This window comes from Streptomyces sulfonofaciens (genome assembly GCF_014656295.1).
GTDB lineage: Bacteria > Actinomycetota > Actinomycetes > Streptomycetales > Streptomycetaceae > Streptomyces > Streptomyces sulfonofaciens.
This window is the reverse complement of sequence record NZ_BNCD01000004.1, coordinates 365,114-376,712: the sequence shown is the minus strand read 5'-3', so window position 1 is coordinate 376,712 and position 11,599 is coordinate 365,114. Positions and strand designations below refer to the sequence as shown.

The 11,599-nt window shown below is 73.7% G+C and carries 12 protein-coding genes; 1 reads left to right on the top strand and 11 read right to left on the bottom strand.

Translation table 11 applies throughout. From position 1 onward, the window contains the following. From IE313_RS09785 to pyrR, 4 genes are all read right to left on the bottom strand, one after another. Positions 1 to 606: a PH-like domain-containing protein gene (locus IE313_RS09785; RefSeq protein WP_189930577.1), complete on the bottom strand. Its 606-nt coding sequence runs from the start codon at positions 604 to 606 to the stop codon at positions 1 to 3. Continuing rightward, on the bottom strand, positions 603 to 1,889 hold the full coding sequence (locus IE313_RS09780) for a dihydroorotase (RefSeq protein ID WP_189930576.1): 1,287 nt from the start codon (positions 1,887 to 1,889) through the stop codon (positions 603 to 605). The genes IE313_RS09785 and IE313_RS09780 overlap by 4 nt, the downstream gene beginning before the upstream one ends. A 5-nt stretch (positions 1,890 to 1,894) precedes the next feature. Continuing rightward, positions 1,895 to 2,920, bottom strand: a complete 1,026-nt coding sequence (locus IE313_RS09775; RefSeq protein ID WP_189930575.1) for an aspartate carbamoyltransferase catalytic subunit — start codon at positions 2,918 to 2,920, stop codon at positions 1,895 to 1,897. A gap of 157 nt (positions 2,921 to 3,077) precedes the next feature. Further along, positions 3,078 to 3,668, bottom strand: coding sequence for a bifunctional pyr operon transcriptional regulator/uracil phosphoribosyltransferase PyrR (gene pyrR, locus IE313_RS09770; protein WP_189930574.1), 591 nt, complete (start codon positions 3,666 to 3,668; stop codon positions 3,078 to 3,080). Between the two features lie 455 nt (positions 3,669 to 4,123). Here pyrR and bldD point away from each other — a divergent pair, with 455 nt between their 5' ends. Next, complete coding sequence (gene bldD / locus IE313_RS09765) at positions 4,124 to 4,624, top strand: transcriptional regulator BldD (protein WP_189930573.1); 501 nt, start codon at positions 4,124 to 4,126, stop codon at positions 4,622 to 4,624. Between the two features lie 124 nt (positions 4,625 to 4,748). On the opposite strand, the gene nusB is transcribed toward bldD, so the two are convergent. The 7 genes from nusB to aroC all read right to left on the bottom strand — a co-directional run bounded on the left by nusB (position 4,749) and on the right by aroC (position 11,541). Continuing rightward, positions 4,749 to 5,180 carry a transcription antitermination factor NusB gene (gene nusB, locus IE313_RS09760; protein WP_189930572.1) on the bottom strand — a complete coding sequence of 144 codons (432 nt, stop codon included), beginning with the start codon at positions 5,178 to 5,180 and terminating at the stop codon, positions 4,749 to 4,751. 2 nt (positions 5,181 to 5,182) lie between these two features. Next, positions 5,183 to 5,749 carry an elongation factor P gene (efp, locus tag IE313_RS09755; protein ID WP_189930571.1) on the bottom strand — a complete coding sequence of 189 codons (567 nt, stop codon included), beginning with the start codon at positions 5,747 to 5,749 and terminating at the stop codon, positions 5,183 to 5,185. A gap of 50 nt (positions 5,750 to 5,799) precedes the next feature. Then, the gene (locus IE313_RS09750; protein WP_189930570.1) at positions 5,800 to 6,906 is read right to left on the bottom strand and encodes an aminopeptidase P family protein; all 1,107 of its coding nucleotides are present in this window, start codon (positions 6,904 to 6,906) and stop codon (positions 5,800 to 5,802) included. A 313-nt stretch (positions 6,907 to 7,219) separates the two neighbouring features. Then, complete coding sequence (locus IE313_RS09745) at positions 7,220 to 8,095, bottom strand: AAA family ATPase (RefSeq protein WP_189930701.1); 876 nt, start codon at positions 8,093 to 8,095, stop codon at positions 7,220 to 7,222. Between the two features lie 580 nt (positions 8,096 to 8,675). Then, positions 8,676 to 9,794, bottom strand: a complete 1,119-nt coding sequence (gene aroB / locus IE313_RS09740; RefSeq protein ID WP_189930569.1) for a 3-dehydroquinate synthase — start codon at positions 9,792 to 9,794, stop codon at positions 8,676 to 8,678. Beyond that, positions 9,791 to 10,273: a shikimate kinase gene (locus IE313_RS09735; protein ID WP_189930700.1), complete on the bottom strand. Its 483-nt coding sequence runs from the start codon at positions 10,271 to 10,273 to the stop codon at positions 9,791 to 9,793. Before IE313_RS09735 ends, aroB begins: the two co-directional genes overlap by 4 nt. A gap of 83 nt (positions 10,274 to 10,356) precedes the next feature. After that, positions 10,357 to 11,541, bottom strand: coding sequence for a chorismate synthase (gene aroC, locus IE313_RS09730; protein ID WP_189930568.1), 1,185 nt, complete (start codon positions 11,539 to 11,541; stop codon positions 10,357 to 10,359). Between the last annotated feature and the right edge of the window lie 58 nt (positions 11,542 to 11,599).

Genomic DNA, 11,599 nt, shown 5'->3' with positions numbered 1-11,599 from the left:
TCATCGGATCGCGCCTTCCTTCGGGGTGTGCTGGTTCGGGGTGGTGAGAGCGGCGGTCCAGGCCGGGTGCTCCGCGGCGTGGTCGGAGCGGAACCCGGAGTCGATCAACTGGTCGCCGTGCGCCCAGGTGACGACGAGGAGGCCGTCCCGGGTGAGGACCTTGCCTGCGATGGCGTTGTCGAGCCGGGCCGCGCGCAGGTCGTCGGCGGGCACGAAGAAGTCGGTGGACCCGGGCCTGCGCACGTGCAGGCCGCAGTCGTAGAGGGTCAGCTCGGCCCGGCTGCGGGCGCCCAGCCCGTGCGCCACGAGCCGCTCCAGCCACTGCCCGGCGGCGGTCGAGCCGTGGTAGAGGCCGGTCATGGTCAGCCGGGGCGTGCCGGGGTCGGCCGGCAGGGCGCGCAGCGCGGGCAGGCCGCTCTGGAGGGTGGCGCGCCACCGCCAGCCCTCCCGCATCAGCCAGCAGACCAGGGCGACCAGCAGCAGGATCCCGACGAGCCAGCTCGCGCGCGCCGGCCAGTCGGTCACGTTCGCGGACGTCTGCCCCGCGGCGGTCACCAGTCCCGCGACGGGGCCCCCGAGGCTGCGCAGGGGCGAGTGGGCGATCATGCGAGCTTCCCCTCGACGACCGTGGCCCGGCCCCGCAGCCAGGTGTGGGTGACGCGGCCCGGCAGCTCCCGCCCCTCGTAGGGGGTGTTGCGGCTGCGGGAGGCGAAGCCGGCGGGGTCCACGGGGGCGCGGTACCCGGTCTCGACCAGCGTCAGGTTGGCCGGCTCGCCCGCGGCGACGGGCCGTCCGTGGCCGCGCAGCCGGCCGATCGCTGCGGGCCGGTACGCCATCCGGTCGGCGACACCCGCCCAGTCCAGCAGGCCGGAGTCGACCATGGTCTCCTGGACGACGGAGAGCGCGGTCTCCAGGCCGACCATCCCCATGGCGGCCGCGGCCCACTCGCAGTCCTTGTCCTCGTGCGGATGCGGGGCGTGGTCGGTGGCGACGCAGTCGATGGTGCCGTCGGCCAGCGCCTCGCGCAGTGCCATCACGTCGGTCGCGGTGCGCAGCGGGGGGTTGACCTTGTAGACCGGGTTGTAGCTGCGCACGAGGTCGTCGGTGAGCAGCAGGTGGTGGGGGGTGACCTCGGCGGTGACGTTCCAGCCCTTGGACTTGGCCCAGCGCACGATCTCCACGGAGCCCGCCGTCGACAGGTGGCAGATGTGCACCCGGGAGCCGACGTGCGCGGCCAGCAGCACATCGCGGGCGATGATCGACTCCTCGGCGACGGCGGGCCAGCCGCCGAGGCCCAGCTCCGCGGAGACGACGCCCTCGTTCATCTGGGCGCCCTCGGTCAGCCGGGGTTCCTGGGCGTGCTGGGCGACCACGCCGTCGAAGGCCTTCACGTACTCCAGGGCCCTGCGCATGATCACGGCGTCGTCCACGCACTTGCCGTCGTCGGAGAAGACGGTGACGCCGGCCGCCGAGTCGTGCATCGCGCCCAGCTCCGCGAGCTTGGCGCCCTTGAGTCCGACGGTCACGGCGCCCACCGGCTGCACGTCGCAGTAGCCGTACTCCCTGCCGAGCCGCCAGACCTGCTCGACGACGCCCGCGGTGTCGGCGACGGGGAAGGTGTTGGCCATGGCGTGTACGGCGGTGTAGCCGCCGAGCGCGGCGGCCCTGGTGCCGGTGAGGACGGTCTCGGAGTCCTCGCGGCCCGGTTCGCGCAGGTGCGTGTGCAGGTCGACGAGGCCGGGCAGCAGGACCTTGCCGGCCGCCTCGACGGTCTCGGCGCCCTCGGCGGACAGCCCGGTGCCGACCGCTTCGATGGTCTCGCCGGCGATCAGCACGTCCCCGGGCTCGCCGCCGAGCACCTTCGCGCCACGGATCAGGGTCTTGCTCATGTGGGTCACTTCTCCTCGGCCGCGTCAGGGGTGTGTGCGGCGGTCTCTCCGGCGGGATGGGAGGCGGGTCGGGTGTGGGGGGCCGCGGGCTCGTTGCCGCCGAGCAGCAGGTAGAGCACCGCCATGCGGATGGAGACCCCGTTGCTCACCTGTTCGACGACGGTGCAGCGGTCGGAGTCCGCGACCTCCGCGGTGATCTCCATGCCGCGCACCATGGGGCCGGGGTGCATGACGACCGCGTGCTCCGGCATTTTCGCCATCCGGTCGCCGTTCAGGCCGTAGCGGCGCGCGTACTCGCGCTCCGTCGGGAAGAACGCGGCGTTCATGCGCTCCCGCTGCACCCGCAGCATCATCACGGCGTCCGACTTCGGCAGCACGCCGTCGAGGTCGTAGGCGACCTCGCACGGCCAGGACCCGACGCCGACGGGCAGCAGGGTGGGCGGCGCGACGAGCACGACGTCGGCGCCGAGGGTGTGCAGGAGGTCGACGTTGGAGCGGGCGACCCTGCTGTGCAGGACGTCGCCGACGATGGTGATGCGCCTGCCCGTGAGGTCCTGGCCGAGGCCCGCGTCACGGCCGACCAGGCGGCGGCGCATGGTGAACGCGTCGAGCAGGGCCTGCGTGGGGTGCTGGTGGGTGCCGTCGCCGGCGTTGATCACGGCGGCGTCGATCCAGCCGGAGTTGGCGAGCCGGTAGGGGGCGCCGGAGGCGTGGTGCCGGATGACGACGGCGTCGACGCCCATCGCCTCCAGTGTCTGCGCGGTGTCCTTCAGCGACTCGCCCTTGGAGACCGAGGAGCCCTTGGCGGTGAAGTTGATGACGTCCGCGGACAGCCGCTTCTCCGCGGCCTCGAAGGAGATCCGGGTGCGGGTCGAGTCCTCGAAGAAGAGGTTGACCACGGTGCGGCCGCGCAGGGTCGGCAGCTTCTTGATCGGACGGTCGGCCACCCGGGACATCTCCTCGGCGGTGTCGAGGACGAGGACGGCGTCGTCGCGGGTGAGGTCGGCGGCCGAGATGAGATGACGCTGCATCGTTCAGGCTCCGTAGGCTCCGTATGCGGCGGGCGAGCGCGGGGCGCTCTCGGTCGGGGGCGGTGTGCGGGCATGCCTGCCGCCCGGCGGCCGGCCGGCAGGTGCGTGCGCGCGGCGCGGGGCGCGCACGGGGGCGCCGGCCGGGATGGGTGCGGGGCTACTGGGGGCCCGCGGCGGGGGACGGTGCGGGGTCGGCGCCGAGCACTCCGAGCAGCACGGCGTCCCGGCCGTCCTCCTCGGCGAGCTGCACTCTGACCGTCTCCCGCAGCGACGTGGGGAGGTTCTTGCCGACGTAGTCCGCGCGGATGGGCAGCTCGCGGTGGCCTCGGTCGACGAGGACGGCGAGCTGGACGGCGCGCGGGCGGCCGATGTCGTTGAGGGAGTCGAGCGCGGCGCGGATGGTGCGCCCGGAGAAGAGCACGTCGTCGACCAGGACGACGAGGCGGCCGTCGATGCCGTCGGCGGGAATGTCGGTGCGGGCCAGCGCGCGCGGCGGGCGCATGCGCAGGTCGTCGCGGTACATCGTGATGTCGAGCGAGCCGACCGGCACCTTGCGGCCGGTGATCTCCTCCAGCTTGGCGGCCACCCGCTGGGCGAGGAAGACCCCGCGGGTCGGGATGCCGAGGAGTACCACGTCGTCGGCGCCCTTGGCGCGCTCAACGATCTCGTGGGCGATGCGGGTGAGCATCCGCGCGATGTCGGGGCCCTCGAGAACGGGCCGCGGTAGAGGGGATGCGTGTGCGTCCATACGAAACGGACCTCCTTCTCCGCCTCACGGGACGGACATTAAAGGACGTCGATCTTTCGCCACCACGCTATCAGCCGCCCTCACTCCCCCGGCCCCCCGTCCCACGTGAGGCCGCTCACAGCGGCCGGTGCGGCGGCGCGGAGGGGGTGCGGCTGCGCGCCGGGCGGCCCGTTCCCGGCAGTGGAGCCCCCTCCCGGGCAGCGGGAGCGGGAGCCGTGCGCGCCCGGGCCCACCGGCCCATGGCCGGAAAACGATGCTTCCTCGCCCGGCCCGCCGGGGGCGCGGCGGGGCTCGTCGTGGCTGGTCGCACGGTTCCTCGCGGCCCTGCGGTGCCCCTCGCGGGGGACGCGCGGCAGCCTCCTCGCCGAGGACAGCCGATCCCGGTTCGGCTTGACGGACCCCCGTAACGCTGCGTAACCTCACAGTGAGTCACCAGTCTTCGTCCGGGGAGCCATATGTCCAGCGAATACGCCAAACAGCTCGGAGCCAAGCTCCGGGCCATCCGCACCCAGCAGGGCCTTTCCCTCCACGGCGTGGAAGAGAAGTCCCAGGGACGCTGGAAGGCGGTCGTGGTGGGGTCGTACGAGCGCGGCGACCGCGCCGTGACCGTGCAGCGTCTGGCCGAGCTGGCGGACTTCTACGGCGTGCCGGTGCAGGAGCTGCTGCCGGGCACCACGCCCGGTGGAGCCGCCGAGCCGCCGCCGAAGCTCGTCCTGGACCTGGAGCGCCTCGCCCACGTCCCTGCCGAGAAGGCGGGCCCGTTGCAGCGCTATGCCGCGACCATCCAGTCCCAGCGGGGCGACTACAACGGCAAGGTGCTGTCGATCCGCCAGGACGACCTGCGCACTCTTGCGGTCATCTACGATCAGTCGCCGTCCGTACTCACGGAGCAACTGATCAACTGGGGTGTCCTCGACGCGGACGCGCGCCGCGCCGTGGCCCACGAGGAGAGCTGAACCACCCGAAAGCGGGGAGAAACGTCACGTCGAAGGGCGGGCCCATCCGAGATGGGCCCGCCCTCGGCGTGCTCTGTACGGCTGCGCCGTGCAGCCCGGCGGGCGCACACGGGTGCGCTTCCGCTCAGTCCTCGCGGCGCAGGCTCGGCTTGAGGTCCTTGAGTCGGCCGAGAAGGCCATTTACGAACGCCGGGGACTCCTCCGTGGAGAACTCCTTGGCGAGCTGGACGGCCTCGTCGAGCACGACCGCGTCGGGGGTCTCGTCGACCCAGATGAGTTCGTATGCGCCAAGGCGCAGGAGGTTGCGGTCGACGACCGGCATCCGATCCAGCGTCCAGCCCACCGCGTACTGGGTCAGCAGCTCGTCGATGCGCTTCGCCCGCTCGGCGTAGCCCTCCACGAGCTGCATGGTGTACTCGCTGACCGGCGGCTGCCGGTTGTCGGTCCGGGCGTGCCTGATCCAGTCCGCGAGGACCGTGAGGACGTCGACGCCGCGGTGGTCGCCCTCGAACAGGATCTGGAAGGCACGCTTGCGGGCCGTGTTACGGGCAGCCACGGTTAGCTGTTCACCCGGCCGAGGTAGTCGCTCGAACGGGTGTCGACCTTGATCTTCTCGCCGGTGGTGATGAAGAGCGGTACCTGGATCTGGTGGCCGGTCTCCAGCGTGGCGGGCTTGGTGCCGCCGGTGGAGCGGTCGCCCTGGACACCGGGCTCGGTCTCCTTGACGGTGAGCTCGACGGCGGCCGGCAGCTCGACGTAGAGCACCTCGCCCTCGTGCTGCGCCACGACCGCGTCGAAGCCCTCGATGAGGAAGTTGGCGGCGTCGCCGACGGCCTTGCGGTCGACGTGGAGCTGGTCGTAGGTCTCCATGTCCATGAAGACGAAGTAGTCGCCGTCCATGTAGGAGAACTGCATTCCGCGCTTGTCGACGGTGGCCGTTTCGACCTTGACGCCGGCGTTGAAGGTCTTGTCGACGACCTTGCCGGAGAGCACGTTCTTGAGCTTGGTGCGCACGAATGCGGGGCCCTTGCCGGGCTTGACGTGCTGGAACTCGACGACGGACCAGAGCTGGCCCCCGTCGAGCTTGAGCACCAGGCCGTTCTTGAGGTCGTTCGTGGAAGCCACGGTTGCGGAATCTCCTGGACTTAACGCTGGTGGACGACCAGAGGCGTGCGCTAGAGCGCGAGCAGCTCCTTGGTCGTGATGGTGAGTAGCTCGGGTCCGCCGTCCGCCTCGGGGCGGACGACGAGCGTGTCATCGATCCGGACCCCGCCCCGACCCGGGAGGTGGACCCCTGGTTCGACGGTGACCGGCACGCAAGCGTCCAGTTTACCCATGGCCGTGGGGGCAAGCTGCGGGTCCTCGTCGATTTCGAGTCCCACGCCGTGACCGGTGAGCTGTGTCAGGCCCGCCGCGTATCCGGCGGAGTCGAGCACCTGGCGGGCGGCGCGGTCCACGTCGCGGCACGGCATGCCGGGCACCAGCGCCTCCCGGCCGGCCCGCTGGGCCGCGAACACCAGGTCGTACAGCTCGACCTGCCAATCCGCGGGCGTGGTGCCGATGACGAAGGTGCGGCCGATCTCGCAGCGGTAGCCGCGGTAGGCGGCGCCCAGGCAGACGGAGAGGAAGTCGCCTTCCTCGACCCTGCGGTCGGTGGGGACGTGACCGGGGCTGCCGGCGTTCGGCCCGGTGGCCACGCTGGTGGGGAAGGCGGGTGATTCCGCGCCATGGTCGACCAGCCGGCGTTCGAGCTCCAGCGCGAGGTGGCGTTCGGTGCGGCCGACCAGGATGGACTCCAGCAGTTCGCCCAGCGCCTGGTCGGCGATCTCCGCGGCGATCCGCAGACAGGAGATCTCCTCCTCGTCCTTGACGTACCGCAGTTGCTCGACCGCCCCGCCGAGGTCCCCGAGGCGCAGCCGCGGCGCCACCGCCCGCAGGGCGCGGTGGCGGGCCACCGTGAGATCGTGCTCCTCCAGGGCGAGCGAGTCGGCGCCGTGCGCGACGGCGAGGTCGGCGGCGGCCACGGCGGGGTCGCCGCCCGGGGAGCCGAGGACCTGGGTGGCCAGCGCCTCGTCGGGGCGCCCCTCGTCCGGCTGCCCGGTGGGGGCGGCGGCGCACAGCAGGACGTCCTCGTCCCTGCCGAGCAGGAGTACGGCGCCGGGCGGTGCCGCACCGGTGAGGTAGCGGACGTTGGCGGGCCGGGAGACCAGTGCGGCGGCGCTTCCGCTCGCCGCGCAGTACTCCCGGAGCCGGTCCCGGCGGGCCGCGAACACCTCAGACATGAGCCGAGCGTACGGGGCGCCCCGGCACGGGGCCGGTCGGGCGCGTCTGACCGGGTTGAACAGCCTCACCGGCCGGCCGCCGGCACGGTACGCAAGACCGCGCGCCCGGCGGCCCCGCACGCGGGCGCCGCGGAGGGCCGTCTTCCGCGTCCGCCGCGTCCGGCCGGTCCCCGGGCCGGCCGCTGACGGCCGCACCGGGCGCGGTGCGGGCCTCGGTTCCGGGGCGCCGTGCCGGGGCGCCGGCGTCCTGCCGGGTGCCGGCGGTCCCGGTCCGCGCCGGGGGGCGGGCGGCCCGCGGGGCGGGCCGCCGGGTTCACCACTTCGGGGGGCTTGCGAGGGAGCCCGCGAGGACCTCGTCGAGGACGTGGGCCGTCTCCGCGACATCCATGTGGGAGTTGTCGATGATCGGCAGCCCCGAGCCGTACCAGCCGGCCATCCTGCCGTGGATCCGGGCCACCTCCTCGTCGGTGAGGCGGCGGTTCCCGCTGCGCTCGGCGTTGCGCTCCAGGACGATCTCCAGGCCCGGCAGGAGCACGACGGGCAGCAGGCCGGGGCCGACGTGCCGCTTCCAGCCGCCGAGGCCGACGACCGGGCGGTCCGGGAAGACCGCGTCGTCGAGGATGCAGGAGATGCCGTTCGCGAGGAAGTTCCGGGCGGCGAAGCCGCAGGTGCGGCGGGCGAGGCGGTACTGCGCCTCCGAGTGGTCGTTCCAGCCGGACTGCGGGTCGGCGAAGCCCGCGCGCACCCATTCGCGCACGTCGTCCAGGCTGATGTGCGCCGTGGGCACCCGGCGCTGCTCGGCCCAGTACCGGGCGACGCTGGTCTTGCCGGCGCCTGCCGGGCCGATCAGCAGCACCGCGAGCGTGGTTGCCGCCGGATCGGCGCTGCCGGTGGCGGGCGGCGGGCTCGGCACCGCCACCGGGCCGCCGGGCGGAAGCTGGACGTGGCCGGTGGTGTCGGGGCCGGGCGGCATCGACGCATGGTGCGGCACGTGGTGCGCGGGGGGCGGCGGGGGCGGCCGGTGGCCCGGTGCGGGTGCGTGCGGGGCCTGCGGTCCCGGTACCGGGACCGGCGGGTGCGGAACGCCGCCGGGTGCCGGCGGCTGGTGTCCGAGCGGCCCCTGGGGAGGAGGAGGCGGAACGGCCGCCTGCACGGCCCCACGAGCGCCCCCGGGCACCCCGGCGGGCATCGGGCCCGCGGGCCCGGCGGCAGGCGCCGCAGGAGGCGTCAGGCCGCCTGGAGAGGTGCTGCGGCCCGGCGCGGGGGGCATGTGCCGCCCCCCGGGCACCGGCGCGGGCGGGACACCGGGCACCGGTCCGGTGGCGGCCTGCGCACTCCGCGCAGCGGCACCGTGCCCCGGGACCGGCGGCATACCGCCGGGGCCGGTGCGCGGGGCACCGTCGGCGGTGGCACCCGGCATACCGGAAGGGTCGGCGCCCGGTCCCCCGGTGTGCTCGGGGACCCGGGGGGTCATGGCCAGGGTGTCCGGGTCGTTCACCGGACCCCGGCGGGGACGCGGGCGCGTCGGGGGCGGGGGTGGTGCGGCGGCGGGCCCGTGCCCCGGGCAAGGGGGTGGCGGAAGCTGAGATCCCCCTGCGTGCTGCATCCGGTGGCACTCCGTCTCGTACAGGCGATGGCGCGGGCGGGGGGCCTCGGCCCCGGTGCTACTGAACGGTACCGTCCCGGGCCGCCCTTTGTGAGGACGGCCGGGAGGGCGGCGAGGTGCCCGGTTGCCCCGGAATTCTTGGCCCCGGGGCCCCGGGACACCGCTATTCGGCCACTTCGCCGTACGCGGCCAGGAGCATCCGTGGGTCGGGGCCCTCCAGCACGGCCGGTTCCGCGAGGCCGTCGAGCACGATGAACCTCAGCAGGTCGCCGCGGGACTTCTTGTCGACCTTCATGGTGTCCAGCAGCCGGGGCCACGCGTCGCGGCGGTAGCCGAGCGGCAGCCCCACCGACCGCAGCACGGCGCTGTGCCGGTCGGCGGTGGCGTCGTCGAGCCGGCCCGCGAGACGGCCCAGCTCGGCGGCGAAGTGCATGCCGACGGAGACCGCCTCGCCGTGCCGCCAGGTGTAGTGCTCGTTCTTCTCGATCGCGTGGCCCAGCGTGTGCCCGTAGTTGAGGATCTCGCGGCGGCCGGCCTCCCTGAGGTCCGCGGACACCACCTCGGCCTTGACGCGGATGGAGCGCTCGACCAGTTCGGCGGTGTGCGGGCCGCCGGGCCCCTTGGCGGCCTCCGGATCGGCCTCGATGAGATCGAGGATCACCGGGTCGGCGATGAAGCCCGCCTTGACGATCTCGGCGAGCCCGGACACGTAGTCGTCGGTGGGCAGCGTGGCGAGCGCGTCCAGGTCGCACAGCACCCCGGCGGGCGGATGGAAGGACCCGACCAGGTTCTTGCCCTCTGCGGTGTTGATGCCCGTCTTGCCGCCGACGGCGGCGTCGACCATGCCGAGCACCGTGGTGGGCACCGCCACCCAGCGCACGCCGCGCAGCCAGGTCGCCGCCACGAAGCCCGCCAGGTCGGTGCTGGCGCCGCCGCCCACGCCCACGATCACATCGCTGCGGGTGAAACCGGCGCGGCCGAGCGTCTGCCAGCAGCCGGCGGCGACCTCGGCGGTCTTCGCCTGCTCGGCGTTCGGCACCTGGACGGCGACGGCCTCGTACCCCAGGCCGGCCAGCTCCGCGCGCACCTCCTCGCCGCGGCCGGCCAGCGCCTCGGGGTGGATGACCGCGACCCGCCGGGCCCGCTCGCCGACCAGTCGGCCGAGTTCTCCCGACAGCCCCCTGCCGACCAGCACCTCGTACGGGTCCTCACCCGCGCCGCCGACGGGGATACGGGTCACTGCCTGGCCGGACGGATCCGTCCGGTGGGCGATGTCGGTCATGCCTTGTTCAGCTCCAGTGCGTCGAGGACGGCTTGGGCGACCTCTTCGGGGGACCGTCCGTCGGTGGTGACGACGGCGCGCGCGGACTCGGTGTACAGACGGCGGCGCTGTTCCATCAGCTCCCGCCACTGGCGCCGCGGATTGACGGCGAGCAGCGGCCTTGCGACGTTCAGCCCCGTGCGCTTGACCGCCTCGTCCACGTCCATGGAGAGGTAGACGACCGGATGCGCGGCGAGCAGCGCCCGGGTCCCGGGGTCCAGGACGGCGCCGCCGCCGAGCGCGAGCACACCGTCGTGGCCGGCGAGGGCCGTGCGCACGGCGGCCTTCTCGATCTCGCGGAAGTACGGCTCGCCCTCGTCGACGAAGATGTCGGAGATCGGGCGGCCCTCTGCGGCCACGATGTCGTCGTCGGTGTCCCTGAAGCCCCGGCCGAGCCGTTCGGCGAGCAGCGCGCCGACGGTGGACTTGCCGACACCCATGGGGCCGATCAGCACGATGGCGGGGCCCCGGCCCGAACCCGGCTCACGGCCTGCTCCGGACGTCTGCACTGCGGGCACCCCGCTCACCGGATCCGCAGGTTCTCTAGGTACGACCTGACGTTCCTGGCGGTCTCCGGCACGCTGTCGCCGCCGAACTTCTCGGCCACCGCGTCGGCGAGGACGAGCGCCACCATGGCCTCGGCGACGATACCGGCGGCCGGCACGGCGCACACGTCGGAACGCTGGTGGTGGGCCTTGGTGGCGTCACCGGTCGTCACGTCGACGGTGGCCAGTGCCCGCGGGACGGTGGCGATCGGCTTCATCGCGGCCCGCACCCGCAGCAGCTCGCCGGTGGTCAGGCCGCCCTCGGTGCCGCCGGAGCGGCCGGTGGCCCGCCGGACGCCCCCCTCACCCGGCACGATCTCGTCATGGGCCCTGGATCCCGGTACCCGGGCCAGCTCGAACCCGTCGCCCAGCTCCACGCCCTTGATCGCCTGGATGCCCATCAGGGCCGCCGCGAGGCGCGCGTCCAGACGGCGGTCCCAGTGCACGTGCGAGCCGAGGCCGACCGGCACCCCGTACGCGAGTACCTCGACGACGCCGCCCAGGGTGTCGCCGTCCTGGTGGGCCTGGTCGATCTCGGCCACCATCGCCTTGGACGCGTCGGCGTCCAGACAGCGCACCGGGTCCTCGTCGAGCCGCGCCACGTCCGACGGCGTCGGGTACACGCCGTAGGGGGCCTTGGCACCGGCCAGCTCCACGACGTGCGAGACGACCTCGATGCCTGCGGTCTCCGCGAGGTACGACCGGGCCACGGCGCCGAGCGCGACCCGGGCCGCGGTCTCCCGGGCGGAGGCACGCTCCAGGATGGGCCGTGCCTCGTCGAAGCCGTACTTCTGCATGCCCGCGAGGTCGGCGTGGCCGGGCCGGGGACGGGTCAGCGGGGCGTTGCGCGCCAGGCCGTCCAGGGTCTCGCGGTCGACCGGGTCGGCCGCCATGACCTGCTCCCACTTGGGCCACTCCGTGTTGCCCACCATGATCGCGACCGGGGAGCCCAGGGTCAGGCCGTGCCGTACGCCGCCGAGGAAGGTGACCTCGTCGCGCTCGAACTTCATACGGGCCCCGCGGCCGTAGCCGAGCCGTCTGCGGGCCAGGTGGTCCGCCACCATGTCCGTGGTGATCGGCACGCCGGCGGGCAGACCCTCCAGCGTCGCGACCAAGGCCGGTCCGTGGGACTCCCCCGCGGTCAGCCAGCGCAACCTGCTCAACGTTGCTCCTCATACTCGCGCCCGGAACTGCAACGACGCGACCGGACACCCACGCGCC

Coding starts and splice junctions, on each gene's coding strand:
- IE313_RS09735 (WP_189930700.1), bottom strand. CDS start 10,273: ATGGGTGTCGGCAAGTCCACCGTCGGCGCGCTGCTCGCCGAACGGCTC.
- aroB (WP_189930569.1), bottom strand. CDS start 9,794: ATGACCGACATCGCCCACCGGACGGATCCGTCCGGCCAGGCAGTGACC.
- pyrR (WP_189930574.1), bottom strand. CDS start 3,668: ATGGACGCACACGCATCCCCTCTACCGCGGCCCGTTCTCGAGGGCCCC.
- IE313_RS09775 (WP_189930575.1), bottom strand. CDS start 2,920: ATGCAGCGTCATCTCATCTCGGCCGCCGACCTCACCCGCGACGACGCC.
- IE313_RS09785 (WP_189930577.1), bottom strand. CDS start 606: ATGATCGCCCACTCGCCCCTGCGCAGCCTCGGGGGCCCCGTCGCGGGA.
- IE313_RS09750 (WP_189930570.1), bottom strand. CDS start 6,906: ATGTCTGAGGTGTTCGCGGCCCGCCGGGACCGGCTCCGGGAGTACTGC.
- IE313_RS09745 (WP_189930701.1), bottom strand. CDS start 8,095: ATGCCCGCCGGGGTGCCCGGGGGCGCTCGTGGGGCCGTGCAGGCGGCC.
- bldD (WP_189930573.1), top strand. CDS start 4,124: ATGTCCAGCGAATACGCCAAACAGCTCGGAGCCAAGCTCCGGGCCATC.
- IE313_RS09780 (WP_189930576.1), bottom strand. CDS start 1,889: ATGAGCAAGACCCTGATCCGTGGCGCGAAGGTGCTCGGCGGCGAGCCC.